Source organism: Parafrankia sp. FMc2, assembly GCF_041008525.1.
GTDB lineage: Bacteria > Actinomycetota > Actinomycetes > Frankiales > Frankiaceae > Parafrankia.
Map to the genome: position 1 here is coordinate 24,839 of NZ_JBFLUG010000008.1, position 25,593 is coordinate 50,431.

20 protein-coding genes and 1 riboswitch are annotated in these 25,593 nt (G+C 75.0%); of the genes, 7 read left to right on the forward strand and 13 right to left on the reverse strand.

Features of this window, described 5'->3' with window-relative positions; all coding sequences use genetic code 11:
- The first annotated feature begins 343 nt into the window (after window positions 1-343).
- Window positions 344-1,939, forward strand: a complete 1,596-nt coding sequence (locus AB1460_RS04960; RefSeq protein ID WP_368959397.1) for a glycosyltransferase family 2 protein — start codon at window positions 344-346, stop codon at window positions 1,937-1,939.
- A 90-nt stretch (window positions 1,940-2,029) separates the two neighbouring features.
- Window positions 2,030-4,534, forward strand: a complete 2,505-nt coding sequence (locus AB1460_RS04965; RefSeq protein ID WP_368959398.1) for a hypothetical protein — start codon at window positions 2,030-2,032, stop codon at window positions 4,532-4,534.
- 8 nt (window positions 4,535-4,542) lie between these two features.
- Here AB1460_RS04965 and AB1460_RS04970 read toward each other — a convergent pair whose 3' ends face one another.
- Window positions 4,543-4,959, reverse strand: coding sequence for a CoA-binding protein (locus tag AB1460_RS04970; protein ID WP_368959399.1), 417 nt, complete (start codon window positions 4,957-4,959; stop codon window positions 4,543-4,545).
- Window positions 4,960-5,029: 70 nt separating this feature from the next.
- Window positions 5,030-5,770: an HAD family hydrolase gene (locus AB1460_RS04975; RefSeq protein WP_368959400.1), complete on the reverse strand. Its 741-nt coding sequence runs from the start codon at window positions 5,768-5,770 to the stop codon at window positions 5,030-5,032.
- A gap of 191 nt (window positions 5,771-5,961) precedes the next feature.
- Between AB1460_RS04975 and AB1460_RS04980 the strand changes: the two genes are divergently transcribed.
- A complete protein-coding gene (locus AB1460_RS04980) occupies window positions 5,962-6,264 on the forward strand; it encodes a type II toxin-antitoxin system RelE family toxin (protein ID WP_018635872.1) in 303 nt (100 codons plus the stop codon).
- 60 nt (window positions 6,265-6,324) lie between these two features.
- On the opposite strand, the gene AB1460_RS04985 is transcribed toward AB1460_RS04980, so the two are convergent.
- The gene (locus tag AB1460_RS04985) at window positions 6,325-6,906 is read right to left on the reverse strand and encodes a TerD family protein (protein WP_368959401.1); all 582 of its coding nucleotides are present in this window, start codon (window positions 6,904-6,906) and stop codon (window positions 6,325-6,327) included.
- Window positions 6,907-7,108: 202 nt separating this feature from the next.
- Between AB1460_RS04985 and AB1460_RS04990 the strand changes: the two genes are divergently transcribed.
- The 3 genes from AB1460_RS04990 to AB1460_RS05000 all read left to right on the forward strand — a co-directional run bounded on the left by AB1460_RS04990 (window position 7,109) and on the right by AB1460_RS05000 (window position 14,536).
- Entirely contained in the window at window positions 7,109-8,602 is a 1,494-nt protein-coding gene (locus AB1460_RS04990) for a hypothetical protein (RefSeq protein WP_368959467.1), read from the forward strand.
- Between the two features lie 116 nt (window positions 8,603-8,718).
- Window positions 8,719-9,663 carry a hypothetical protein gene (locus AB1460_RS04995; protein WP_368959402.1) on the forward strand — a complete coding sequence of 315 codons (945 nt, stop codon included), beginning with the start codon at window positions 8,719-8,721 and terminating at the stop codon, window positions 9,661-9,663.
- On the forward strand, window positions 9,656-14,536 hold the full coding sequence (locus AB1460_RS05000) for a hypothetical protein (RefSeq protein WP_368959403.1): 4,881 nt from the start codon (window positions 9,656-9,658) through the stop codon (window positions 14,534-14,536). The genes AB1460_RS04995 and AB1460_RS05000 overlap by 8 nt, the downstream gene beginning before the upstream one ends.
- A gap of 116 nt (window positions 14,537-14,652) precedes the next feature.
- Here AB1460_RS05000 and AB1460_RS05005 read toward each other — a convergent pair whose 3' ends face one another.
- The 10 genes from AB1460_RS05005 to AB1460_RS05050 form a co-directional block, all read right to left on the reverse strand.
- Complete coding sequence (locus AB1460_RS05005; RefSeq protein ID WP_368959404.1) at window positions 14,653-15,726, reverse strand: hypothetical protein; 1,074 nt, start codon at window positions 15,724-15,726, stop codon at window positions 14,653-14,655.
- Between the two features lie 42 nt (window positions 15,727-15,768).
- Entirely contained in the window at window positions 15,769-16,071 is a 303-nt protein-coding gene (locus tag AB1460_RS05010) for a lycopene cyclase domain-containing protein (protein WP_368959406.1), read from the reverse strand.
- Window positions 16,068-16,466: a lycopene cyclase domain-containing protein gene (locus AB1460_RS05015; protein ID WP_368959407.1), complete on the reverse strand. Its 399-nt coding sequence runs from the start codon at window positions 16,464-16,466 to the stop codon at window positions 16,068-16,070. The genes AB1460_RS05010 and AB1460_RS05015 overlap by 4 nt, the downstream gene beginning before the upstream one ends.
- A gap of 20 nt (window positions 16,467-16,486) precedes the next feature.
- Complete coding sequence (locus tag AB1460_RS05020; RefSeq protein WP_368959408.1) at window positions 16,487-17,167, reverse strand: thiamine phosphate synthase; 681 nt, start codon at window positions 17,165-17,167, stop codon at window positions 16,487-16,489.
- 4 nt (window positions 17,168-17,171) lie between these two features.
- Complete coding sequence (gene thiS, locus AB1460_RS05025) at window positions 17,172-17,465, reverse strand: sulfur carrier protein ThiS (protein WP_368959409.1); 294 nt, start codon at window positions 17,463-17,465, stop codon at window positions 17,172-17,174.
- 109 nt (window positions 17,466-17,574) lie between these two features.
- The gene (locus tag AB1460_RS05030; protein ID WP_026310784.1) at window positions 17,575-17,898 is read right to left on the reverse strand and encodes an Rv2175c family DNA-binding protein; all 324 of its coding nucleotides are present in this window, start codon (window positions 17,896-17,898) and stop codon (window positions 17,575-17,577) included.
- Window positions 17,899-17,929: 31 nt separating this feature from the next.
- Window positions 17,930-19,543 carry a Gfo/Idh/MocA family protein gene (locus AB1460_RS05035; protein WP_368959411.1) on the reverse strand — a complete coding sequence of 538 codons (1,614 nt, stop codon included), beginning with the start codon at window positions 19,541-19,543 and terminating at the stop codon, window positions 17,930-17,932.
- 96 nt (window positions 19,544-19,639) lie between these two features.
- Entirely contained in the window at window positions 19,640-20,926 is a 1,287-nt protein-coding gene (locus AB1460_RS05040; protein ID WP_368959412.1) for an NAD(P)/FAD-dependent oxidoreductase, read from the reverse strand.
- Window positions 20,927-21,055: 129 nt separating this feature from the next.
- On the reverse strand, window positions 21,056-22,237 hold the full coding sequence (thiH, locus tag AB1460_RS05045; protein WP_368959413.1) for a 2-iminoacetate synthase ThiH: 1,182 nt from the start codon (window positions 22,235-22,237) through the stop codon (window positions 21,056-21,058).
- On the reverse strand, window positions 22,237-23,232 hold the full coding sequence (locus tag AB1460_RS05050; protein ID WP_368959414.1) for a thiazole synthase: 996 nt from the start codon (window positions 23,230-23,232) through the stop codon (window positions 22,237-22,239). Before AB1460_RS05050 ends, thiH begins: the two co-directional genes overlap by 1 nt.
- A riboswitch (TPP riboswitch) is annotated at window positions 23,226-23,340 on the reverse strand. Its footprint overlaps the gene before it by 7 nt.
- Window positions 23,341-23,538: 198 nt before the next feature.
- On the opposite strand from AB1460_RS05050, the gene pknB reads away from it, so the two are divergent.
- Window positions 23,539-25,500, forward strand: coding sequence for a Stk1 family PASTA domain-containing Ser/Thr kinase (pknB, locus tag AB1460_RS05055; protein ID WP_368959415.1), 1,962 nt, complete (start codon window positions 23,539-23,541; stop codon window positions 25,498-25,500).
- The last annotated feature ends 93 nt before the right edge of the window (window positions 25,501-25,593 follow it).

Consider the following 25,593-nt stretch of genomic DNA (forward strand, 5'->3'; position numbering starts at 1 on the left):
TGTGGGCCCACCGGCGTGTCACAGCCCAGGAGCCCGCCCGAGGCTCCGGGGTGGCCGCCCGTTGCGCCGGGGTGTATCTCGGCGTGGCCACCGCCGACGGCGATCGCTCGGTGCTGCGGCACATCGGTAGATTGCAGCCCGACGCCGAGCGTTCGGCCTGCCTGGACCGCAGGATTGGTCCGGACGAGGACTGCACGCCACGCCGGGTGAAAGCCACAACGGACGAAGGTCGCTCAGTTCCCCACGTGCCCACCTCGACCAGCCGGGGCAACCAGGCCGGCGCGGGGCCGGGTCACGGGTCCGGCCGCCGTCCTGTCTGCTCCAGGCCTGTGGGGGGTCACGCATGGTGAACGACGGGCGTACCGCCGGCGCCGCCGGTACGAGCACTGGCGACGCGGACTCCGGCAGCACGGGCTCCGCTGGTACGGACTCCGCCGGTGCACGCTCCGCCGGCACGGGCTCCGACAGCACGCTCCGGCAGGCCGTCGGCTGGCCGGAGGTCTCCGTCGTCATGCCGTGTCTCAACGAGGCCGGGTCCGTCGGCATCTGCGTCAGCAAGGCGCTGGCGGGTCTGTCCGCGGCCGGGGTCGCCGGTGAGGTCCTCGTCGTGGACAACGGGTCGACGGACGGGTCCGCCGCCGTCGCGACGGCGGCGGGCGCGCGGGTCGTGGCCGAGTCGAGGCGCGGCTACGGCAACGCCTACCTGGCCGGTTTCGCGGCCGCCCGGGGCCGTTTCCTGGTCATGGGTGACTCGGACGACACCTACGACTTCGCCGACCTCGGCGCCCTGCTCGCGCCGCTGCGCGCCGGCCAGGCCGACTACGTGCTGGGCTCCCGGTTCGCCGGGGAGATTCTTCCCGGCGCGATGCCGTGGCTGCACCGGTACGTGGGCAACCCGGTCCTGACCGGCATCCTCAACCGGCTGTTCGACGTCCGCTCGTCCGACGCCCATTCGGGTATGCGCGCCTTCACGACGGACGCCTACCGGCGGATGCGGCTGCGCTGCGAGGGCATGGAACTGGCCTCCGAGCTCGTCATCGCCGCCGGGCGCGCCGATCTGCGGATCGAGGAGGTGCCGATCACCTACCATCCGCGGGTCGGCGCCTCCAAGCTCCACTCGCTGCGCGACGGCTGGCGCCACCTGCGGTTCATGCTGCTGCTGGCGCCGCGTCACCTCTTCGTGCTGCCCGGCCTCGTCCTGCTGGGGTTGGGCGCCGCCGGCCAGCTGGCACTCCTTCCCGGTTCGCTGGACCTCGGGTTTCACCGCCTTGACCTGCATTTTTCGGTGTTGTTCGCCCTGTTCACCGTCCTCGGCTGGCAGCTGGTGCTGCTCGGTGTGTTCGCGGACGTCCACAACCACGCGGCGGGGTGGCAGGAACGCCGCCGCTGGCCGCTGACGTCCGTTCACCGGCACTTCACCCTGGAACGCGGACTCGCGCTCGGCGCCGTCCTGTTCACCGCCGGCCTGGCGATCGACGGCTTCGTGCTGGCGCGGTGGCTCGCGAACGCGATGGGGCCGCTCAACGAGCTGCGACCGGCCCTGTTGGCGATGTCGCTGATGGTGCTCGGGGCGCAGACGGCCTTCGGCTCGTTCTTCCTGCGGCTGGTGACCGCGGGACCGAGTGGCGGGCACGGCCGCTCCGGCTGGGCGCCAGCGGCCGCGGCAGGGGCAGGGGCAGCCACGGGCGCGGCACCCACTGGTGGGTCCCCCTGGCCTGTCGGCGGCAGTGCCACCCCTGGCACCGATCAGGCCACGGAAGGCGACGCCGCGGCGCCCGGCCTGCCCCGGTCAGGGGCGGCGGCGGTGCCAGACGAGACCGCGGCTCCGACCGGCAAGGCGGCCATCCGGGGCCTGAGCGGCGACCGGAGCAGCGCGGATGCTCCGGCCCCTGCGGGCCCTCCGGGCACCCCGCTCGGAATTCCCGCGCACCAGCACTGACGACGCGGATCGGTGAACAACGTGATCCACACACACAATCGGGGGCCCGAAGGGGACCATTCGGACAATTTCCGGGATGGATCGTGGACCATGGTTCCTGTGAAGGCACCAGGACAGGCCGGCGCCTCCGGCTCACTCGCCGCTCCCGAGGCTCCCGGCGGCATCGGGCGGCCCGACGACCATGCGCACCAGGCAGCCGGGAGACCCGTGAGCCTCGCCGGGACGCACCGTGCCCGGCTGGATCAGGTACCCGGAAGGGCGGGGCGCGCCGAGCCCTCCGATGTGCCGGCGTCGGGCCCCGCCGCGACTCCGCCGGGATCCGGGCGTGCGGCCCGTTCCCGGGGGCCGGGGGACGCGGTGGAGGCCCCCCGGGCGCGTTCCGCCGGCGGACGGTCCTCCTTCCTCGTCCGGCATGCCGTGTTCGGAGTCCTGCTGGTGGTCGGCGTGGCGCTGCGCCTCGCCGCCGTGGTCGGCTTCCGGCCGGCATTCGAGTTCAGCGGCGACTCGTACGCGTACATCCGGTTGTCCGAGCTGTCAGAACCCGACTCGATGCGCCCGGCGGGCTATCCGGCGTTCCTGCGGGTGCTGGTCGAGGCCGGTGCGGACCTCTGGGTCGTGCCCGTCGTGCAGCACCTGCTGGGACTCCTGCTGGCGACCGCCCTCTACGCGCTGCTCGTCCACCGCCGGGTCGCGGCCCCGATCGCCGCGATCGCCGCCGCTCCGCTCCTGCTCGACGCCTACCAGGTGGTCATCGAGCACTTCGTGATGGCCGAGACGGTCTTCGCGGCCCTCCTCGTCGCCGCCATCGTTGCTCTGATGTGGTCCAGGCGCCCGTCGGTCTGGGCACTCGCCCTCGCCGGGCTGCTCCTCGGCGCCTCCGGCCTGGTGCGCACGATCGGCGTGGCGCTCGGCCTGCTCGCCTTCGGCTATGTCGTCGCGCGGCGGCTCGGCTGGCTGCGGGTCTCGGTGTTCGGCGTCTTCCTCGCGGCCCCGCTGATCGCCTACGCCTCCTGGTTCAGCACCGCGCACGGCAGCTTCGGGCTGACCGGCGGCGACGCCGCCTGGCTGTACGGGCGGGTCGCCCCCATCGCCGACTGCGCGGAACTCGACCTGCGGCCCGAGCAGCTCGCCCTGTGCTCTCCGCATCCGGCCGGCGAACGGCCCGACCCGAGCTACTACGTCTGGGATCGCAACAGCCCCGCCAACCGGCTCGGCGTCTCCGCCGCCGAACGGGAGGAACTGCTCAGGGACTTCGCCCGGCAGGTCATCACCGCACAGCCGACCGACTACCTGAACGCGGTCGGCACGGACATCGCGCACTTCTTCCGGCCCGGGCGTCCCATCGGGCCCCAGGACTGGCCCGACGCCACCTGGCGGTTCCCCACCGACGACGAACCCCGCTACCTGCACAACAGCGAGCCGTTGCTGGGCCTGCAGGGCGAGGCAGACCGGCCTGTGCGCACCTTCGAGGAGCCGTGGGCCGGCGTCCTGCGTTCGTACCAGACCCGCGGCTACACCCCGGGCCCCGCGCTGGCCGCCGCCGCCGGGCTGGGGCTGCTGGCCTGTCTGGCGGCACTGCCGCGCATCGTCCCCGCCGGCCTGCGCGGCGGGGACGGGCGCGCACGGTGGCACGACCTGACCTCCGAGCGCCGCCGGACCGGCCTGGACTGCCTGTTCCTGGTCGCGGCGGGCGCGGCGGTGGTCGTGGTCCCCGCCGCGACCGTCTGCTTCGACTACCGGTACATGCTGCCGCTGCTGTTCCTGCTGCCCCCGGCAGCAGCTCTCGCGACGCGCCAGGGCCAGCTGCTGGTCCTGGCCTGGCGCGAACGCCGCGCAGCCGCGGAGACGCCGTGGCGCCTGTCGCCGGGCACCGCACCCGACGACCGCGCGACCCCCGATGCCCCGTTCCGCCTTGATGATCCGTTCCTGCCCGCGGGAACGTCGCCGGCAACCGGCTCCGCCGGCTGGCCCGGTGCAGTCCGCCCACCCGGCCCACCCGTCGCCAGCCCGGGCGGCTCCTTCGACGCCGACCCGCCGACGATTCCCGGGGAGCCGGTCGACGACCACCCCACCGAGCCACCGGTCGAGACCGGGCCGCCGTCTCCCCCGCCGGTCTCCGGTACCCGTCCTGGCCCGGGGACACGTTCTGGGCCCGGGCCGCGGCAGCCGGAGGTACGTCCGCGGGCACGCCAGACCCCGGCCGGCGCGGGCGGCCCCGCGGCGGGGGTGGGGCCGCCCGGGCTGCCGAAGCGGCCTCCCGGCGTCACCTACGAGGCCAGGGAACGCCAGCGCCGGCCGTCCGGCGACGGCACCGCCTCCGACCAGGGTCCGACGGCTCCCATGCCCGCCCGGCCGAAACGGCCCCCGGTGAGTCGCGGCCCGGATGCCCGGATGCCGACGCCGGCCACCCGGACATCCACGCCCGAGGCCCGTTCCGGCGGGAGTGTCGAGCGGGCGAGGCCCCGCCGAACCCCCGGGGCAGCCGCGAGCCAGGCGCCCGCCCGGCAGGACGACTGGGACCAGCCCACCACACCCCCGGACGACAGCGGAGGCGGAGAACAGCCGTCAGCGGGCGGCCCGCCGACATCCGGCTGACGCCCCGCTCAGTACCAGGCGAGGAGGCGTGGGCCCTCGATCCGCGGACACGCGTCGACGACCACGTCCAGGCCGGCCTCACGGGCCCTGGCCTGGGCGGCCTCGTCACGGACGCCGAGCTGCGTCCACACCGCGCCCGCGCCGATCTGCACCGCCTCGTCGATCACCGGGCCCACCAGGTCGGACCGGACGAACAGGTCCACCACGTCGACCGGGAAGGGAATGTCGCGCAGTGTCGGATAGCCCTGTTCACCGTCGATGACCGGTGCCGACGGATGGACCGGGATCGTCCGCCTGCCGTGCCGGCGCAGGTAGGCCGCGACGCCGTGGGCCGCACGCGCGGTGTTCTCCGACAGCCCGACCACCGCCCAGACCCTGGTGCCGGCGAGGACCCTGCGGACGACCTCGTCCGTGTTCTCCGTCATGGACGGTGTCAACCCGCCGCCGTGTGCCGGCAATCCCGGCGGGGCGGCCGGAACGGCCGGCGTCGCATCGTCAGGCCTGCTGCGGCGAGGCGGATCGGCGTCCGGCAGCGGCCAGCACGATCTCGGGAGTGAGATCGGCGATCCGGTCGACCTGCGCGGATGCCAGGGCGAGCGCCTCGGGGCCGGGCGGGAAGTGCTCGTTCGGGACGGCGACGACCACGATGCCGGCCGCGGCGGCGGCGCGCAGCCCGTTGGCCGAGTCCTCCACCGCGACCGCCGCTGCCGCGGGCACGCCGAGCCGCCGGACGGCTTCCAGGTACACGTCCGGGGCTGGCTTGCCCCGGGGCACCTCCTCGGAGGAGATGGTGTGCCGGAACTCGCGGCGCAGGCCGGACCGGTCCAGAACCAGGTCGATGAGCACCCGTGGCGACGAGCTCGCCAGGCCGAGCGGCCAGTGCGCGGCCATGGCCCGCACCGCCGCGACGGCGCCGGGCAGCAGCGGCGGATCGTCACCGTAGCGAACGGCGACGCGGCCGCGGACCTCGGCCGCGATCTCCTCGGCGCTGTCGCCGGCGCCCAGCTCAACCAGGTAGGCAGACCACTCCGCGGTCGACATCCCCATCATCCGGGCGGTGCTGTCGTCGGCCCAACGCCCGCCGCGCTCGGCGACGAAGGCCTGGCGCACCTCGTCCCAGACCTGCTCCGAATCGAGCAGCACCCCGTCGAGATCGAAGATGACGGCGGCGACCTGCCCGGCCCCGGATGCGGGTGTGGGAGCGGGAGAAGCGGCTGGTGGTGCGGGAGGGGTCACCGGCCCATCCTTCCCGCTCCGGTTCCGGGCGGCGGCCCCGGCTGCCGGAAAGCTCACCGGCCGGCCGGCCGTCCCGGCGCAAAGCGATATGATCAAGGGATGCACAACGCGCGTCGCGGTCCATGGCCGACCCCCGGCCGGCCGGCCGGCCTGTCCGTCTCCCGTCACCGCCCGGCGGGCGGTCCCCGCCGGTGAGCGACAAGCACGAGGTGACGCTCTCCGCCTCGGCCGAGCGAGATCTGGCGAAGCTTCCCGAGCTCCTCGGCGCCGAGGTGCGCCGGTTCCTCGACGGCCCGCTGCGCAACGATCCCCGCAAGGCCGGCGCACCGCTTGTGGGTGAGCAGCAGGTCGGAATGTTCGAAGCCGCGGCACGCGGCTGGCGGATGCTCTACCGGGTGGACGCGAACACCCGCACGGTCCGGGTGATGCTCGTCGGCCGGCGGCAGAACGCTCCCCGCCTGCCCTTCGGCGGTGGCGGCCCCCCGCGGCGGTGACGCGCCGGCCGAACGAGCCGGCGGCTGCCCGGCCGGCACATCCCGTCAGGCGTCCAGGCGTCAGGCGACGTTCACACCGAAGTCGAGGGCGATGCCTCGCAGGCCCGACGCATACCCCTGGCCCACAGCCCGGAACTTCCACTCGTTGCCATAGCGGTACAGCTCACCGAAGATCATGGCCGTCTCGGTGGACGCATCCTCGGTGAGGTCGTAGCGGGCGACCTCGGCACCGGTGGTCGCGTCGGAGACCCGGATGAAGGCGTTACGCACCTGCCCGAAGGTCTGCCGCCGCGCGTCCGCGTCGTAGATGGACACGGCGAAGACGACCTTGGTCGCCTGCGGCGCCAGGAGGCGCAGGTCCACGGTGATCTGCTCGTCGTCTCCGCCGCCGCCACCGACGAGGTTGTCGCCGAGATGGGTGACGGCGCCGTCCGGGCTGACCAGGTTGTTGAAGAAGACGAAGTGGCTGTCCGACAGCACGCGCCCCGTGTCACCCACCACGATGGCGGAGGCATCGAGGTCATACGGCGCTCCCGTGGTCTGCCGGACCTGCCAGCCGAGACCGACGGTCACGGCGGTGAGGTTCGGCGCGACCTTGGTGAGCGACACGTTGGCGCCTTTGGACAGCGACACCGAATTCATGCCGGAAGCCTAGCCCGCGCCACGCCGGTCACGCAGCCCCGCCCGCCCGATTTCGATTGTCGACCGGGCCCGGCCACGCCAGATGTCGGTGTGGCCCACCGTGGCGGACCACACCGGCCCGCGAGGAGCGGGAACGACCCCGGCTAGGGTCCTCGAAGTGGAGATCCGCCAGCCGCCAGTCCCGGCGCCTGCCGACTCGGGGATGATCCGGCGGCGCAAGGCCCTGGCGCTCACCCAGCCGCTGCACGACCTGGACACCCGCAAGTCCTATCTGGACGGCGGCGACTTCGAGGTCTACGCGATGGCCGAGCTCGCCCTGCATGCCATCGACCTGGTCACGGTCGCGATGGACTTCGACCGCGGGGCGGACCACGAGCAGGTGCTGCGCAGGCTCGTGCCGCTGACCGCCGCCCAGGCGCCCGAACGGTCACGCGCCGAGCACGAGCGGGTCGCACGCTGGGTGCTGAGCAATCTGATCAACGTGGGCAGCGTGGACCGCGGCTTCGACGTGATCTACGGCACCTACCGGCCGGACGGGCGGTACGTGCGGCGGCGGTTCGACTTCAAGCTTCTCGTCGAGCTGACGGACGCGGGCGGAGAGCTGTACCTGCGCGCCACCGACGAAGCGGTGACCGTGCTGATCGGTGCTCTGGACACGGATGTGACCTCGGCGCAGATCGCCGCGGAGGTGACGCTCGACAACCTCATCCGCCGAGGCAGGCTGGCGGATGCCAGATCGGCGGCGGAGGCGGCGCGGTACCGCACGGTCCAGTACGCGGAGCAGCTACGCCGGCAGCTCGACGCGACCCGGCGCAACATTCTCGCCGTCGACTGGCTGCGCACCGTTCCGGCTCTGCTCGACGAGGCGCTTGGCCACGTGGAGCAGCGCTACCGTCACGAGAACGCGATCCTGACCCACATCCGCCGCTACCGCGACGCCGCGGACGACGCCGACCACAAACGACAGGCCGCCGAGCTCGTCGCCATCGTGACGGACTGCATCCGCCGCCACACCCAGCTGCAGGCCCGCCTCCTGGAGGCCGGCGCGGTCTTCCGGGCCGAGCAGGACCGCCAGCAGTTCGCGGACGCCCCCTCCCGCGACGGAGTGGACCTCTACACGCAGGTCCTCATGCCCGTCCTCACGCTGCCCGGCGTGACGGCCCTGCGCCCGGCGATGGCCTTCTTCCCCGGCGCGGTGGGCGCCCGCACACCACGCGCGATGCGCCTGGTCGACCTGGTCGGCGGGCTCCTGGCTCCGCCCGTGGAGCAGGAGCCGCTCGGACCACCGGTCACCGAGACGGACCTCGTCCCGCTGCGGGAGCCGGAGAGGTACGACGACGAGACGTGGGCGCTGGCGACGGCGATCATGGACATTCCGCCGGAGTCGCCACGGCGGCTCTCGGAACTGCTGGAACAGGCGAGGATCTCCGGCGGGCCGGATGTCGCGGAGCTGGTGGTGCTGCTCTCCGTACACGCGCTGAGCCCGCAGATCTCCACCGCCGCCCGCCAGGGAGACACCGTCGTGACCGTCGCCTGCGCCGACGGGACCGACCTTGACGATCCCTGGTTCGGCGGGGCGGACCTCCTCGTCGGCCGGGTCGGTGTCACCGCCCCCACCGGGGCTGCCCCCGCCGACGTGACCGACGTGGCTGACAACCCGGCATCAGCGCATGATCTCAACCGGACCGTCGCATGATCTCTTTCGACCAGGAATCCGCGCCGTCCGATCCCGGCTCTGATCCCGGCTTTGGATCTGGCCCAGACCTCCACCCGAACCCGGGCGAGGGTGGCGAGAGCCGACCTGAGCGCGGCGTGCGCCAGCGGCATGACGACGCCTACGACGCGGGGCGGCTCATCGCCTGCGGCCTGCGGCCGAAGCTGGTGCCGGCGCGGGACACGCGGTACGCCGAACTTGTCCGGCGCTATCTGCGGGACGAGGAGTTCGCCGCGCTCACCCGGGCCACGGCCGCCGGGCTCGGGCTGGTCGTGCTGGACGTGGCCGAGCGCGCCGGGCTGGTTGCGGGCGGCGCCGAGGAGTCGGTGTTCACCGTCCGCATGAGCGACTACGCCCGGCGGGCGGGCGGCGAGCACCGGTCGGCCGAGCGGCTGCTGCACGGGATCGGTCAGCTCGCCGTCGCCGCCCTCGCCTTCCCCCGGCCGGCCGACCTTCTCGACGACACCTACGTCGGACGGGTCAGCGTCGAGGGGGTGGACGCGTTCGTCCGCGAGGCCTGCCGGCTGCTCGACGAACGGGTCTGTGCCGACCCCGGCGCCGAGCTCGACCCACGCGGGACCGGCGACGACCGGGCGCTGGAGGCGGCATGGCGGTTGTACGCACGCCGCCCGGCGGCCGGAACGACCAGGGACACCCGCCGCCTGGCCGGTTCGACCACCGGGATCGTCGCCCGGGCGATGGGGTTCCTCGCCGAATCCGGCTGCCTGGTGCCCGTCAGTGACCAGGCCGGCGGCACCTTCCGCACCACGGCGCGGTACCAGATCCAGGTGCGCGAGCTCGCCGCCGACGCCGCCATGGAGGAGCTCCTCGGCCTCGGCGTGGTGACGGTGAGCGACGGTTCCGGAGGAGTTCGGGTTCTCGCCGGCGCACCCGTCCTGCCCGGCACCGACGCGGCGGGAGCCGGACCGGCCGGTTCCGGCCAGCAGGCGGAAACGCAGGCGGGCGCCGAGGCGACCGCACCGGACCACGCGGCGGGCCACGCGGCGGGCCAACCACAGGGTCCGGAGGTGGGCGATGTTTGAGCTGTCCAAGGTTCGGCTCCATGCGATCGGGCCGCCCGGCGCGCGGTTCGGCGACGTCCTGCTCGATTTCTCCGGGGTCGGTGCTCCGGTGACCGGCCATCGCCAGCATGGGCTCTTCGCCGCGGATATCGGCCGTCCCGCCGACGACAGCGACGTTCAGGACACAGCCGCATCCCGGAACGGCAGCCCGCCCGCCAGCCGCAAAGCCCCAGCCACCGGCAACCGCCCAGCCAACCCCGACACCGACCCGGATCCCGGGCCCGGGCCCGGCCTCGCACCCAGTCCCAGCCCTGGCACCAGCCCCGGTACCAGCTCCGACCGCGGCAGCCCGGACGGGCGCGGCGCCGTCCGGCCGTCGCCGGCCTCGGTGCTGTTCCTGGAGAACGGCGGCGGCAAGAGCGTCCTGATGAAGCTGATCTTCTCGGTCGTGCTGCCCGGGCGCCGCCAGGTGGTGGGTACGTCGAACGGCCGCGTCCTCGACAACTTCGTGTTGTCCCGGGACTGCGGGCATGTGATCTGCGAGTGGCAGCATGCCGTCACCGGCGAGCGGGTCGTCACTGGCAAGGCGAGCGAGTGGCGCGGCAGGCCCGGCGGGGACTCGTCCCGTCTCGCGGAGGCCTGGTACGCGTTCCGGCCCGGCCCGCGCATGGACATCACGACCCTTCCGCTGGTCCAGGACGGCCGGTTGGTCACGTTCACCGGCTTCCGGTCCCGGCTGGCGGACGCCGGGGCGGCCGACCCCGCGCTGGCGCTTGTCTGGGAGACGAGTCAGAGCGCCTGGAGCGAGCATCTCGACGCGCTGGGGCTGGATCCGGAGCTGTTCCGCTACCAGCGGGCGATGAACGCGGGCGAGGGCGAGGCGGCCGAGGCGTTCGCCTTCAGCAGCGACGAGCAGTTCGTCGACTTCCTGCTCCGCGCGGTGACGCCGCCGGAGGACCCGGCAGGTGTCGCCGACGTCGTCGACGGCTACGCGGCCAAACTTGCCGCGCGGGCGGCGCTGGACGCCGAGCGCGAGTTCGTCGCCGGCGCGCTGGAGCGGCTCGCCCCGCTGGTGGAGACCGTCCGCGCGCGCGGGGCGTCGGACGCCCGGCTGCGGGCGCTGCGCGAGGCAGTCCGCCTTGCCGCGGCCGGCGTCGACGCGACGATCGCCCTGGCGGATGCCGGGGCGCTGACGCTGGGCACCCGCGGTGAGCGGGCCCGGGCAGCCGTCGACGCGGCCGAGCAGGCCCGGTCGCGGGCGGCTGACGACGAGTCGGCCGCGCGGCTGCGGGTGGCCGAGCTGCGCCTGGCCGAGGCCGAGGCGACCCGCGACGCGCTGGTCGGACGGCACGCCGAGCTCACCGAGGAACTGGACGCCTGGCGGGCGGCCGAGGACGTCCTGCGGCTGGCGGCGGCGTCCGGTGAGGCCGTGCGGCTCACCCGGCTGGTGGCGGACGCCGAGTCGCGGTCCGCCCCGGCTCTGGCCGAGCGGGACGCCGCCGCGCGGGAGCTGGTGGCCGGGCTGGCCCGGCTCACCGCCGCGGCCCGGGCGGAGGAGTTCCGCGCCCGGGCGGGTGCGGCGGCGCACGACCTTGCCGCCGAGTCGGCGGCGGCCGCTGACCGGGTCGCCGCGGACGCGGCGGCGACCGCCCGGGCGAGCGCCGCCGCCCTGCGCGACCGGCGGGAGCACACCGCGCGGGAGGTGGCCGACGCGGTGCGGGCCGGACTGCTCGCCGAGGCCGGCGACCCGGGCCAGGTGGCGGCCGAGGCCGCCGCGGCCGCCCGCCGCGCGGACGACGCCCGGGCCGCCGTCCAGCAGGCGCTCGCCGCCGCCACCCGCTCCACCGACCGTGAACAGGCGCAGGACGACGCCCGAGCCGCCGAGCGCGGCCTGGATGCCGCGCGCGGCGAGCTGACCAGGCTGACCGCCGAACTGGACGCGGCGCTGGCAGCCGCCGGCGCGCTCACCGCGGACGGCCGGGTCGCGGCCCTGCTCGGACTGACCACGGATGACGGCGACCGGGCGGCCGACCTGGATCGGGCAGCCGACCTGGATGTCGACGCCGAAGCGGCGATGGATGCCCTGGCCGCCGCGGTCCGGGCGGCCGAGGAGCGCCAGCTAACGCTGTCCGTCGACACCGAGGCGGATCTGCGCGTCCTCAACGCGCTCGGCGACGGTGACCTGCGTCCCGCGCGGGCCGCGGTCTGCGCGGTGCTGGACGTGCTCGCGCGGGCCGGGATCCCGGCGGTCTCCGGCTGGCACCATCTCGCCCACCATGTCGACGAGAACGCGCGGGACCAGGTGCTGCGGGCCCGCCCCGACCTGGTCGACGGGGTTGTCCTGCCCCCCGGCTGGGACGTCGGCACCGCCCGCGAGGTGGTGACGCGGGCGCGGCTGCTGCCCGACTGCACGGTGGTCGTCGGCGCCGCGGAGCTGCTGGCACCCCCGCCACCGCGCTCGCCCGAGGCCTCCGGCACGTCCGGCGAGGGTGGCGAGGGTGGCGAAGGTGCGGAGCAGGCCTTTCTCATCCCGCCGAATCCCGCGCTGTACGACGTCGCCGCGGCCGCCGCCGAGCGGGCGGCGATCCGGCGCCGGCACGACGAACGCAGTACACAGGCCGCCGAGCTGAGCGCCCGGGCCCGCAGCGACCGCGAACTCGCCGCGGGAATCGCCGGCTGGCGACGGGCCCACCCGCCCGGGTCGGTGCCGGCACTGCGTGACGCAGTGCGCGCGGCCCGCGGCGCGGCGGACGTCGCCGCGGATGCCCTGGCCGACGCCCGGGCGCGGGTTGCCGAGGCCACACGCGCGGCGGAGCTCGCCGTGGCCGAGGTCGACCGGCTACGCGCCGCCGAGCAGGAGCGCTCCGCACGGGCCGCCGCTCTGGACCGCCTCGTGCGGGTCGTGGGCGAGTCCGCGGGGCTGGACGACGAGATCGCCCGGCTGGAGGCGGTTGCGGCCGAGCAGTCCGCCGAGGCCGAGCGTCAGCGGGCCCGCGCCGCGGCCTCCCGCCAGGCGGCGCAGGAGGCGCTGCGCCGTGCCGATGACGCCGCCCGCAACGCCCAGGCGGCGCTGGCCGAGTCCGCGCTGGTGATGGGTGCCGGTGATCTGCCGGTGGAGGAACCCGCCGGCCCGCCGGGTCGGGATGCTGGCCCGCCGGTGCAGGTGCCGGTGCTGCGGGCCGCCTACGAGGCGGCCGAGCGGGTCTACGCCCAGGTGGAGGTCGGCGCGGACCTGCGCGGTGAGCTCGACCGGGCACGGCGGGCGGAGGCTGCGGCGCGCGGCGGTGTCGACGGGCTGCCGGTGGTCGTCCGCGACCGGTGCGCTGCCCTGCTCGCCGGGCCGAGCGGCGGTGACACCGCGTCGCGGGCGGCTGCCCAGGCCGCCGCCCGGCGCGTCGCGGCCGATCTCGGGCGCGAGCTGGACGCGGCGCGCGAGCGGCTCGGCGGGCTGCGCCAGGAGATGCACCACACGGCGGGCCGGGTGCGCACCTCCGGCGCGCGTCCGCTCGCGCCGGGTGAGGGCCCGCTGACTCTCGACGAGGCACTGGACTGGCAGGGGACCCGGCGCGAGGCCCGCCACCGTGCCGAGGAGGGTGTCCGGGCCGCCCAGGCCGCGTTCGAGGACCTTCAGCGGGACACCGCGGACCACGAGCGGGAGCGGGAGGCGTTCCGGACGGCCGCCGGCTCGCTGGCGGACCTCCTCGCCGACGCGGAGACGGAAGGCACGGCTGGCAGCGGCGAAGCCACGGCTGGCAGCGGCGAAGCCACGGCTGGCAGCGGCCAGGGCGCCTCGCGGGACGGCGGCCCGGTCGCCGAGCCGTTCTCCGGTGACGCTGCCGCGGCCGCCGCGATGGCCCGTGAGCTGCGGTCCACCTGGCGGCAGGCGGTGGCCGCGCATGGGGAGGCGTCCAGCCGGGTCCGGGCGGCGGCGGACGCCGTCGCGTCCTGGGCGGCGAGCGGCCGGTTCGAGTCGGTGCGCTCACCGGCCCGCAGGCAGATGGTGCGGGCCGGCCGGGACGCCGTCGCCGCGCACGCCGAGGACTGGGCCGCCGCCCTGGCACCGCGGCTGCGCAGCCTGGACGACGACCTGGCCCACATCGGCCGTAACCGGGCCGCCATCGTCGCCCGGCTGGAGGGGATGGTGCGTGCCGCGCTCGGCACCCTGCGCTCGGCGCAGCGGCTGTCGCGCCTGCCTGACGAGCTCGGCGACTGGTCGGGGCAGGAGTTCCTGCGGATCAGCTTCGCCGAGCCCGACCCGGTCGCGTTGACGGAGGCCCTCGGCGATGTCGTCGACGCCGCCGCGCAGGGCTCGACGTCCTCGATGTCCTCGACGTCCTCGCCACGGCGGGACGGGATGACCCTGCTCCTGCGCGGCGTGCGCGCGGCACTGCCCGGCGGCGTCCGGGTGGAGATCCTCAAGCCGGACGCGGTGCTGCGTACCGAGCGGGTCCGCGTCTCGCAGCTCGGCGACGTCTTCTCCGGCGGCCAGCAGCTGACAGCGGCGATCATCCTGTACTGCACGATGGCCGCACTGCGCGCGAACGACCGCGGCCGGCTGCGTGCCCGGCACGCCGGAGTGCTGTTCCTCGACAACCCGATCGGCCGGGCGAGCGCCAGCTACCTGCTGGACCTGCAGCTCGCCGTGGCGGAGCGCCTCGGCGTCCAGCTGATCTATACCACCGGGCTGTTCGACACCACCGCGCTGAGTGCGTTCCGGCTGGTCATCCGGCTGCGCAACGACGCCGACCTACGCGCCGGCATGAAGTACCTGCGGGTGCAGGAACTGCTGCGCCCGGGGCTCACGCCGGCCCGGACCCCGGACGGGCCGGGGGTCGCCGGCATGGTCACCGCGTCCCGCGTGTTCCGACGGACGCACCCCGCGCCGGTCGGCTAGTGCCCACCGTCGGGGCGCGGCTCCAGCCGGCCAGCCGGCCCAGCCTGCGAGGCACGAGCGCACCGCTGGTGCCGTGACCGGCGCTCACGGGGCTGCACCGGCTGCACCGGCTCCGTCTAGCCCGTGGGGCAGGGGCGCACCTCGACGGAGCCGCCCGCCTCGGACTTCCGGCCGTCGAGGTCGGTGGCCACCACGGTGTAGGCCAGGGCCCCCGGCGCCGGGGCGGGCCCGATCGGGCCGGACCAGGTCGACCGGTCCTCGATGGCGGTCGCCAGGGCGAGCGGGGCGGTGGTCTCCGTGCCGTCCGGCGCGCGGGTGCGCACCTCGACGCCGAGGACACCGGTCGGGTCGACGACGGTCGCGGTCACGGTCGCCTGGTTCGGCCCCTGGCCGGCCGCACAGGTGGCGACGAGGATCTCCGCCGGGGCCGCGGCGACGCTCAGCGACGGCGCGCCGGACACGGTCGCGGTGATCCGCAGGCTGCCACCGCCGGACCCGTCGACCGCGCGGACCGGCACCGACAGGTCGACCGTGCCAGGCGGGGCGGTCTCCCTGTCCAGGGTGACCACGAGCGGCACCCTGGCACCGGGATCGACCACGTCCTGGCGCGGCACGACGCGCACCCAGGCGGGGGTGCCACCGACCCGCACATGCGCCGGTGCGGTCCCGACACCCAGCAGGTCGACGCTGACCGTCGACTCGGCCGCGCCGAACGCGACGCTGGTGCTGCTCAGGTCGATCGCCGGCCCGACCTGCTCGGTCTCGGGCCGGGCACTTCCGCCGGCGCCGGGTGCCAGGCTCGGCGGGCCGGGCGCCGGTGCGTCACCGGGAGCGGGTGCGCCCGCGTCGGGCGGGACGACCGCCTCCCCGGCGGGGCCGGCGAGGGCGCCGGTTCCGGCAGTCGGTGCCGCCGCGGGGGCATCGGCGGGGTCCGGTCCGGGCTCGGTGGGGGTCGGCCCCGCCGGCTGCGAGGTGACCATCGACGTGGCCGCGACGGCCGGTTCGGACGCCGACGGTGACTGCCTCGGACCGATGCTGTGGACGAGGGCGAGGCCGAGCGCCAGGGCCGCGGCGGCGGCGACCGCGGCCACGATCCGACCCCACCGGATCGGCAGGATCCGCCGGGAACGACCCCAGGGCAGGCGGTGACGACCCGCCGCCTCGGCCTTGTCCTCCGTCCGTTGCCTCATTGCCCCCGAGCGTAGGCTCAGAAGTGGAAATGGGCGCCCGATTCACTCGTTTCCGTGACGAACCCCCCACCAGATCCACCACACCAGGGTCTGGGTCACCACCGCGAACCCGAACAGCAGGTCCTCGACCGGCGCGTGGACGAGGCGCAGGCCGGTGATGGTGTCCGGGTCGTACCGGACGATGTCGAAGCCGGTCAGGATGCCGTTCGTGACCAGCTGGAAGAACACGATGATCGCGTAGGACGTCCAGAAGAGCCGGCGGGTGACCAGCCGTGTGCGCAGGATCCACAGGTCGAGGACGAGGGTGACCCCGACGCCGGCGACCGCCAGCACGGTGTAGCTCACGGGTCGAGGCGGCCGGGGCGGCCAGGGCGGTTGGGGCGGTTGGGGCGGCCGGGGCGGCCGGGTTCGTCACCGGCCTGCCAGCCGGTCACCGCCCGCACCGCCTCCAGGGCGAGGATGGCGCACACCGGCACGACCAGGAAGAAGAGGACCTCGTCCAGGGGAAGGCCACCGGGCAGGATGATCCCCGTGGTCCGCCGCGGGTCGAAGGTCCAGTGGCCCTGGGCGATCGCGTAGAGGTCCCAGCCGACGAAGACGGCCAGCACCGGCGCGACGGCCAGGGCCAGCCGGCGGGGCCGGGCGTAGACCCTGGTCCGCAGCAGGATCTCCAGCGGTGCGGTCGCGAGCAGACAGCCCAGCAGCACCGCGAGGTAGCTGAGGTGTTCCCACCGGCTCACGACGGGCACTCCGCCACTGGTCAGGCGGAACGAAGGCGCCTGGCGAGGGCGGCCGCGGCGGCTCCGGGGTCGGGCGCGTCGGTGATGCCGCGCACCACCACGACCCGCCGCGCACCGGTCTCCAGGATGGCGTCGAGGGTCCCCAGGTCCATGCCGCCGGTGACGAACCAGGGCTTCGCGCCGGGCGCGAAGGGCGGTGCGTGCTGGGCCGCGAGCCGGGGCAGCTCCAGCCCGACCGGAGCGCGGCCCTCCTTCGTCGGTGTGGCGTGCACCGGGCCCACGCAGACGTAGTCCACCTCCGGGTCGGCCAGCGCCGCCAGGAACTGCTCGGGGTCGTGCGTGGACCGGCCGATGAGCACGTCCGGCCCCACCAGCTCCCGGGCCAGCCGCGGCGGGATGTCGTCCTGGCCGACGTGCAGGATGTCGACACCGGCGAAGACGGCGACGTCGGCCCGGTCGTTCGCGCTGACGAGCGCCCCGGCGGCGGTCGCCGCGTCGGTCATCCGGGCCAGGCCGGCGAGCTCGTCACGCCACTCCAGCCCCTTCTCCCGCAGCTGGATGAGGTCGACACCGGGCGCGCCCGGTGTGCCGAGGACGTCGGTGTAGAAGTCGCTGCCGTCGCCGCGGCGCGCGGTGCACAGGTACAGGCGGGCGTCGAGCAGGCGGGCGATCCGGTGGGCGCGGGTACCGGGCGCGGCCATCGGCTCAGCCTCCCGCGACGGCACGGACGATCTCCAGCGTGTCACCGTCGGCGAGCCGGACGGAGCCCGCCTCCGACGGGGTGAGCGCGGCCCCGCGCAGCTCCACGACCACCGACCCGGGCCGCAGGCCGAGCTGGGTCAGCAGGTCCGGCAGCGCCAGCCCGGCCGGGATGTCACGGGCCTCCCCGTTGACGACGATCCGCGCCCGCGGCGGGCCGGCGGACGCCGCGGAACCGGCACTGGGTGCGGCGGGTTCCGGGGCCGGGCCGGAGCCCACCCCGGTCGGACGATCGACCATGTACCCGACCCTACGGGAGCCGGCGCCGGCGCTCCCGCTCCTTCGGCTGAGCGGCCCCGCCCGCGCCGCCACTCCCCGGGGCGGCACGGCGGCGGTCGGGCAGCGCGGGTCAGAATCCCAGCGCCTGGGCGCGGCGCCGAACCTCCTTGCCACGGTTCGCGGCCATGGCGGCAGCGGGGGTGCCGGGCAGGCTCGGGTCCTCGCGGAACATCCAGTCGAGCGCCTCGTCATCGCTGAACCCGGCGTCGGCCAGCAGGGTGAGCAGGCCCGGCAGGCCCTTGACCACCGTGTTGCCGTCGATGAACAACGCGGGAATCTTCAGAACGCCGTCGATCCGCCTCGCCAGGAGCGTGCGGTCGCGGATCATCTGGCGCACCCGGGTGACGGGCACTCCGAGTGCGTCAGCCACGTCGGGAACGTTGAGCCAATCCATGGTCAAGAGTAAACACCCTGGCCAGCGGAAGTCAGGCGGGCGTGGTCAGCGCGCCTCCGGCTGCCGCGGACCGGCGGGTCGCCTCCAGGACGGAGACCAGCGTGCGGTCCCGCTCCAGCGGGTCCCGGGCCAGCGGCCAGCCGGCAAGCAGGGCGTCCGCGAGATCGCGGTGGAACCGCGCCGGATCGGCCGGCGGGGTGGGCAGCGTGGTGCGCCGCCCGTCGTGCGTGACCAGCCGCGGCGAGCGCCGCCCACCAGGCCCACCAGGCCCGCCAGGCCCGCCAGGCCCACCGAGCCCACCGCGGGCATCCGCGCCGGGCCGGGTGTCCGGTCCGGCGGCGACCATCGTCCCGGCCGTGCCCAGCACCCGCATCCCCGGCCGCACACCGGCGGCGACGTCCGAGATCGTCACCTGGGCCTCACAGCCGCCCGCGAAGCGGATCAGGACCCGGGCGTGGTCGGCGTTCGTCACGTGGTGCCACACCCGCTTGTGCCCGGTCGCGCTGACCCACTCGACCTGGTCGTCGACGAGGTCGAGGATGCGCGCCAGCGGCGCGGCGCCGCGGTCGAAGATCAGGCCGCCGCTGATCCGCTCGTCGTCGTGCCAGGTCCCGGCGGGACGCCGCAGGCCGCCGGAGAAGACCTCGATCCACATCGGCTCGCCGATCTCCCCTCGCCGCATCGCCTCCCGGACGGCCAGGTGGTCGGGGTCGTCGCGGCCCGCCGGGTAGACGGCGAGCAGGCGCGAGCGGCCCGTGGCCAGCTCGGTCAGCTCGTCCACCTCGTGGGTGGTGAGGCACAGCGGCGCGTGCACGACGACCTGCTTGCCGGCCTCCAGCGCGCGGCGGGCCCACTCCGCGTGGGTGTGGGTGGGCGTCGCGACGATGACCAGCCCGAGCTCCGGGTCGTTGACCAGGTCGTCCGGGTCGTCAACGAGCCGCGCGCGCCGCTCGGCGTCCTGCCCGGGAGTGCGGGCCATACCGCCGTCGCAGAGCGCGGCGAGCTCCAGGCCCTCGACGTCGGCCAGGGCCGTGAGGTGCACACCGAACACGTCCGGGGCGCCGACCAGCCCGACCTTCACCGGCCCGTCGTCGGCCGCGCCGAGCGCATGCCGCAGCCACCGCCCGACAAGTCGGTGGTAGCGGGGGTCGGCCAGGACGTCCCCGCTGGTCCCGAGCGTGAACACGCCGAGGCCGGTGGACGGCCGCCAGGTGCAGATCGGGTGCTCGCCCATCTCGTGGCGGACCATCAGTAGCCGTTCGACGTCCTCGGCCACCTTGTCGGGGATGATCCACGAGTCGCGGGGGGCGAAGGAGCCGAGGCGGGCCCCGAGGGCGGCGCCGTCCGGGCCCGGCACCAGCGCCAGCTCGTAGGCGGGCGGGACCCGGCCCGGAGTGAGCCCGGACGCCTCGACGAGCGGGCTGTCCGCGGGCAGTGACCGGACGGTGGGGCCCGCCAGCAGCACCGGGACGGACTGGCGGGCGCGATCGAGCAGTTCCTGCTCGACGTGGTCGAGCGGGCGGTCGATCAACACCAGCAGGGCGTCGGCCGAGCGCTGCGAGGTGGGCCCCAGCCCGGCGGCGCGCAGATGGTCACCGAGCGCATTCACGCCGGGAAGGTTCGATACCAGGTGAATGCTTGGCACGCAGGCACTTTAGTGCAAACGTCCCGGACAGGAGCGAAGTCCGCACGTTCCGTGCGTCCTGCGCCTCCTGAGCCCGGTTTTCTCCCAGGCGCGCGGCTAGGTGTGCAGTTCCTTGAGGGCGATGTCCGGGTCGGCGAACTTCGCCGCGTCGGGAGCGGCGTCGGCGAGCAGCATCCGCCGGCCGGCGACCATGTCCAGCGGCCGGGCGACGGTGACCAGGGCGACCATCCTGCCGTCCGGCGCGAACCAGCCCGCTGACCAGCCCGGCGCCCGCTTGGCGCCGGCCGGGGCGACGGCGGTGGGATCGCCGCGCAGCACCAGGGTGCTGTCCGGGCCGGGCAGCCCGGCGAACTGGATCATCCGCCCGAACTGCTGCGACCAGAAGTAGGGCACCGGGTTGTACACGCTGTCGGAGTCAGCGCCGGCCTCCCCCGGGGCCGGCTCGCCGCCGGCGAGGGACCGCAGCAGGGTGGCGACCGCGACCCGGGGGGACTCCTGGGCGCACTCCCAGTGCTCGACGCGCATGCGCCGCTTGTAGCGCCGCGACCACCAGGCCGCGCAGTCCCCGGTCGCGACGACCGTCCCGGGCCGGTAGCCGCTCGCCGCGCCACCGCCGGCGGCGTCACCCGCGCCGGGGACGGCCGAGAGCCACTCGTCCACGACGACGCCGCGGTCGAGCAGCAGCCCGGACGACTCCAGCCAGCGGACGTCGGGACGCACCCCGACCCCGACGACGACGATGTCGGCAGGCAGGAACTCGCCGCCCGCGAGCTCCAGACCGTCCGCCCGGATCTCGGCGACGGCGGTACCGACCCGCAGATCGATACCGGCCTGCTCGTACCAGGGCATCGTGTGCCCGCCGATCTCGGGACCGAGCGCCGCCAGCAGCGGGGTCGCTCCGGCCTCGACGACGGTGACGGCCACGCCGTGCGCCGCCGCGTGCGTGGCCACCTCGGCGCCGATCCAGCCGGCACCGACGATGGCCAGCCGCGCCCCCGGACGCAGCTGGGCACGCAGCGCGCGGGCGTCGTCGATGGTGCGCAGGACGCGCTGCTCGGGGGCTCCGGGCAGCCGCACCGGCGCCGCGCCGGTCGCGAGCACCAGCCCGTCGAACTCCACCGGGCCGCCGTCCGTCTCCAGCACACCGGGGCGCAGGGCGGTCGCCTGCCGGCCGAGGAGAAGTTCGGCGCTGTCCAGGTCGAGCGGCAGCGTCGTGTCGTCCGTCCGGCCCGAGAGCACCGCCTTGGACAGCGGCGGCCGGTCGTACGGCCGGTGCTCCTCGGCACCGACGAGCGTGATCGTGCCGGAGAAACCCTGCTCCCGCAGCTCCACGACTGCTCGCCCACCGGCGAGCCCGCCACCGACGACAACGATGCGGTCCATCAGCCCACCCGATCCATGCGGCCAGAGGCTACTTGGGTTGGATGTCCACCGTCGCGCGCGAGTAGCCCCGGCCACACTCGCGCGCCGTCGGCCGGCCGCGCGGCGCACCATCGATGGCCGGCGCGGCGGTCAGCCGGCCGCGTCGACCAGCGGGAAGGCGTCCTTCCAGACCGGCTCGTAGCCGGCGGCCACCAGCATCGCGGCGATGTCCGCCGGGGAGCGCTCGTCGGAGATGGAGAACTGTTCCTGCGCGGTGCCGGGCCGGCCGTAGCCGCCGGGTTCGGTGGACGAGCCGGCGCTCATGGTCGTCACCGCGATGCGGACCAGCCCGTCCCGCAGGGCGGCCGGTTCCCGGGTGGACAGCGAGATCACGGCGTCCGGTTCGAACAGCCGCAGCGCGGCGTGCGCCTGGACGAACTCGGCGTCGCCCACCACCACGGTCGGCGGAAAGCCGCTGGCGCTCGGCTTGATCCTCGGCAGCGCCACCGAGACCTCCGTCCGCCAGAAGCGGCGGGCGAGGAAGGCGGCGTGCGCGGCCATCGCGAGCACGTCGGCCCGCCAGTCCGGCGCCAGCCCGAGCAGCACGCCGAGGCCGAGGCGGCGCACCCCGGCGCCGGCCGCCCTCTCGAAGGACGCCAGCCGGCGGTCGTAGTCGCGCTTCCAGCCGGCGACGTGGACCTGTGCGTAGCGCTCCCGGTCGTAGGTCTCCTGGTAGTGGATGGCGCCTTCCAGGCCGGCGGCGACCAGCCGGGCGTAGGTGTCGTCCGACCAGGTCTGGGTCTCGATGGAGAGCGAGGACACGAACGGGCGGAGCCGCTCGACGATCTCGACCAGGTAGTCGGCGGAGACCTCGACGCGATGCTCCCCGGAGACCAGCAGGAGATGCCGGAAACCGCGGTCGACGAGCAGCTGTGCCTCGGCGGCGGCCTCCTCCGCCGTCAGCGTGCGGCGGGCGACCGTCAGCCCCTTGGCGAACCCGCAGTAGGTGCAGGACGACAGGCAGGCGTTCGAGACGTAGAGCGGGGCGAACAGCCGCACCGCCCGCCCGAAGCGCCGCAGCGTCGTGGCCTGCGCGAGCTGGGCGAGCTCCTCGAGCCGGCCGGTGGCGGCCGGCGAGAGCAGCACCGCGAGGTCCTCGAGGCCCAGCCGGCCGCCGGTGTCACCCCGCGCCGTGGCCCCCCGCCCGGCGGCGGCCGCGCGGCGCAGGACGGCGTCCACCTGCTCGGGGCCCGCCTGCGCCGAGGCCAGGGCCAGCGCGGGAATGTCCAGGCCGGCCAGCTCCTGTGCGAACAGCCCCGGCGGGCTCGCCATCAGACGGCTCCGCCGGACGGAGCCCCACTGGCAGCCGGAGCCCCACTGGCAGCCGGAGCCCCGCTGCCAGCCGGAGCCCCGCTGCTGGCCGTGGATCCGAGGAAGCCGGTGAGCGGTGAGGACGCCGAGGCCTCCGTGGCGCCGCCGGCCCGCGCGCGGCCGGCCAGCCGGGCGAGCCGGCCGGCGAGGGTCGCCAGGGCGAAGGCCCGGGCCATCGCGACCGGGTCGGCACTGATCGCGATCGCGGTGTTGACCAGGACGGCGTCCGCCCCGATCTCCATCGCCTCGGCCGCGTCCGACGGCGCCCCGAGGCCGGCGTCGACCACCACCGGGACGCCGGCGGTCTCCACGATCGCCTCGATCGCGTCACGGGTGCGCAGGCCGCGGTTCGAGCCGATCCAGCTGCCCAGCGGCATCACGGTGGCGCAGCCGGCCTCCTCCAGCCGGCGGGCCAGCACCGGGTCGGCCGAGCAGTAGGGCAGCACCGTGAACCCGTCGGCGACCATCAGCTCGGCGGCCCGCAACGTCTCGATCGGGTCCGGGGCGAGGGTGCGGGGGTCGGGCGTGACCTCCAGCTTCACCAGCCCGGTGCCGGTCGCCGCGCGGCCCAGCCGGGCCAGCCGCAGTGCCTCGGCCGCGTCCAGCGCACCGGACGTGTTCGGCAGCAGTGTCATCCCGGCCGGCACGAAGTCGAGGACGTCGCCCTCACCGGCCCGGGACAGGTCCACCCGGCGCAGCGCGACGGTGACGATGTCGGCCCCCGAGGCGATCAGCGCGTCCCGCATGACCTGGTGGCTGGCGAACTTGCCGGTGCCGACCAGGAGCCGGCTCGCGTACGTCGTCCCGGCGACGCGGAACGGGTCCTCCCCCACCAGCGCCGCCGCCGCGGCGAGCGCGGAGCCGGTGGCGCCGACGCCACCGGCGGGGCGGCCCGAGGTCGCGGGATCCTCCCCGGTGGCCTCCTGTGGCCGGGCCGGCGTGACCTGCTGTGTCATCAGACGGTTCCTCCCCACGCGCGCATGACCGCGATCGGGTCTGCGGGTCGCCGACGGCGTCGTGGCCGGCCTCTCAGCCCGCGTCCGCGGGCTCCCCGGTACACGCAACAGTCTAGGCGCCCGACACGCCGGGACCAGCGGCTTCGGTACGTCCGAACCTGATCTCGGACGTACCGCCGACCCGCGTCTCCCGGTTCTGTGACGAAGATCCCGCGCCTTCTGGCCGAATGTGAGGGAATCTGCGCAGTAAGACCACTGTCCGACAGCTCGAACGGCCGATCGTAAACTGTCCCCGTGGATGCCACGGTGGCCGACCCTGTGATAGGCCGTCTTCTCGACGGTCGGTACACGGCCCAGGAAAGGCTCGCGGTCGGCGGGATGGCGACCGTGTACGTCGCGCACGACAACCGGCTCGACCGGTACGTCGCTCTCAAGATCATGCATCCGAACCTCAGCCACGACCCGGAGTTCGTCGCCCGGTTCCACCGGGAGGCCAACGCGGTCGCCCGGCTGAGCACGCCGCGCGCCGTCTCCATCCTCGACCAGGGCTCCGACCAGACGCCGACCGGCATCCTCCACTACCTCGTCATGGAGCTGGTCCGCGGCCGGTCGCTGCGCGAGTACCTCGGCAGCCGCGGGCGGCTGTCGGTGCCCGAGGTCGTCGAGATCTTCGAGCCCGTCGCCGAGGCGCTCGCCGCGGCACACGCCGCCGGCATCATCCACCGCGACATCAAGCCGGAGAACATCCTGCTCGGCGACGACGGGCAGGTGAAGGTCGCCGACTTCGGGCTCGCCCGCCCGGTCAGCCAGGCCACCCAGGCCATGACCGGCGGGGTCGTCATGGGCACCGTCGGCTATCTGGCCCCCGAGCAGGTCACCCACGGCACCGCCGGGATGCGCAGCGACGTCTACGCCGCCGGCGTCATGCTCTTCGAAATGATCACCGGCTATCTGCCGCACACCGGCGAGACGCCGATGTCGGTGGCCTACCAGTCGGTCCACGGTGACGTGCCCGCGCCGTCCACGGTCGTCGCCGGCGTCCCCGCCGAGCTTGACGCGCTGACGCTGCGGGCGACGGCCCGCGACCCCGACCACCGGCCGGCCGACGGCGCGGTGCTGCTCGCCGAGCTGCGCGCGATCCTGCCCTATCTGCCGGCGCCGGACGCCGACGAGGAGTACCACTCCGGCTTCACCGGGCCGATGGAGGCGCCGAGGCCGCCGGCACCGAAGCCGGCCCCGCGGACCGGGCCGCCGGTCGCACCCACCAGCATGATCAACACTGGCGGCGGCCAGGGGCGCCGTCGTCGCCCTCCGGCGGGGGCGCGCTCGGGCCGGCTGCCCGCCGGGCCGGCGGTCGTCGCCGGGGTGGTGGTGCTCTGCCTCATCCTCGCCGGCCTCGCGCTGAAGGCGGTCGTGGGCAGCGGCGATCCACAGGTGCCGCTCCTCACCGGGCTGAGCCAGGAAGATGCCGAGAAGGAACTGGAGGAGGCCGGGTTGGTTCCTCGCTACGGCGAGGAGATGGCGAGCACGCTCCCCGTGGGCCGCGTCGCCGCCCAGGACCCGAAGGACGGCGCCGCCATCAAGGACGGCGCCGTCGTGACGCTGCGGCTGAGCTCCGGGCCACCGAGGACCCACGTCCCCAACCTCGACGGGAGGCCCGCGGACCAGGCCGAGACCGAGCTGGCGGCGGCGCAGCTGACCGTGGGCGGGCGGATATCCGAGGCCAGCGACACGGTGCCCGCGAACTCGATCATCAGGACCGACCCGGCGGCGGGCACGGAGGTCGACCCGGACACGCGGGTCTCCCTCGTCGTGAGCTCGGGGCCGTCGTCGGTCGAGGTCCCCCGTGACCTCGTCGGGCTGACCTTCGACGAGGCCAAGGCCCGCCTGGACGCCCTCAACTTCAACCTCATCGTCCAGCAGCAGGCGTTGAGCAGTGACGAGCAGGACCCGGGCCGCGTCGTCCGCACCGCACCGGACCCGGGCCAGCGCGTCGGCTCGGGCAGCACGGTGACCCTGTATGTGGCCAGGGAGGAAGAGGACGACAGCGGCGGTGGCGGCGACGGCAGCGGGGTCAGGGTCACGGTGCCCGACGTCGTCGGGAAGTCCTGGCCGGAGGCCGAGCGGATTCTGAACCGCGCCGGGCTGCGGGCCGACGGCTGGTCGCTCTTCGGCGGCACCGTCAGATCGCAGTCTCCCAGGGCCAACAGCAAGGTCGAGCGGGGCAGCACCGTCCGCGTGCAGCTGAGATCCGGGCTGGGCGACTGAGCGTCCCGCCGGCCCGCCGGCGGGACACGGTCCGCATCACGGGCGAGGCCGGCACTGTCAGGTAGAGTCGATCTTCGCCGGGCCGGCGAAGGC

What these genes read in the sequence shown, in the direction of transcription:
- AB1460_RS04985 (WP_368959401.1), bottom strand. Translation starts at nt 6,906, where the DNA reads ATGAATTCGGTGTCGCTGTCCAAAGGCGCCAACGTGTCGCTCACCAAG.
- thiH (WP_368959413.1), bottom strand. Translation starts at nt 22,237, where the DNA reads ATGGCGAGCCCGCCGGGGCTGTTCGCACAGGAGCTGGCCGGCCTGGAC.
- AB1460_RS04970 (WP_368959399.1), bottom strand. Translation starts at nt 4,959, where the DNA reads ATGACGGAGAACACGGACGAGGTCGTCCGCAGGGTCCTCGCCGGCACC.
- AB1460_RS05030 (WP_026310784.1), bottom strand. Translation starts at nt 17,898, where the DNA reads ATGGATTGGCTCAACGTTCCCGACGTGGCTGACGCACTCGGAGTGCCC.
- AB1460_RS05005 (WP_368959404.1), bottom strand. Translation starts at nt 15,726, where the DNA reads ATGAGGCAACGGACGGAGGACAAGGCCGAGGCGGCGGGTCGTCACCGC.
- AB1460_RS04965 (WP_368959398.1), top strand. Translation starts at nt 2,030, where the DNA reads ATGGTTCCTGTGAAGGCACCAGGACAGGCCGGCGCCTCCGGCTCACTC.
- AB1460_RS05020 (WP_368959408.1), bottom strand. Translation starts at nt 17,167, where the DNA reads ATGGCCGCGCCCGGTACCCGCGCCCACCGGATCGCCCGCCTGCTCGAC.
- AB1460_RS04990 (WP_368959467.1), top strand. Translation starts at nt 7,109, where the DNA reads ATGATCCGGCGGCGCAAGGCCCTGGCGCTCACCCAGCCGCTGCACGAC.
- AB1460_RS04960 (WP_368959397.1), top strand. Translation starts at nt 344, where the DNA reads ATGGTGAACGACGGGCGTACCGCCGGCGCCGCCGGTACGAGCACTGGC.
- AB1460_RS05040 (WP_368959412.1), bottom strand. Translation starts at nt 20,926, where the DNA reads ATGGACCGCATCGTTGTCGTCGGTGGCGGGCTCGCCGGTGGGCGAGCA.
- AB1460_RS05050 (WP_368959414.1), bottom strand. Translation starts at nt 23,232, where the DNA reads ATGACACAGCAGGTCACGCCGGCCCGGCCACAGGAGGCCACCGGGGAG.
- thiS (WP_368959409.1), bottom strand. Translation starts at nt 17,465, where the DNA reads ATGGTCGATCGTCCGACCGGGGTGGGCTCCGGCCCGGCCCCGGAACCC.
- AB1460_RS05000 (WP_368959403.1), top strand. Translation starts at nt 9,656, where the DNA reads ATGTTTGAGCTGTCCAAGGTTCGGCTCCATGCGATCGGGCCGCCCGGC.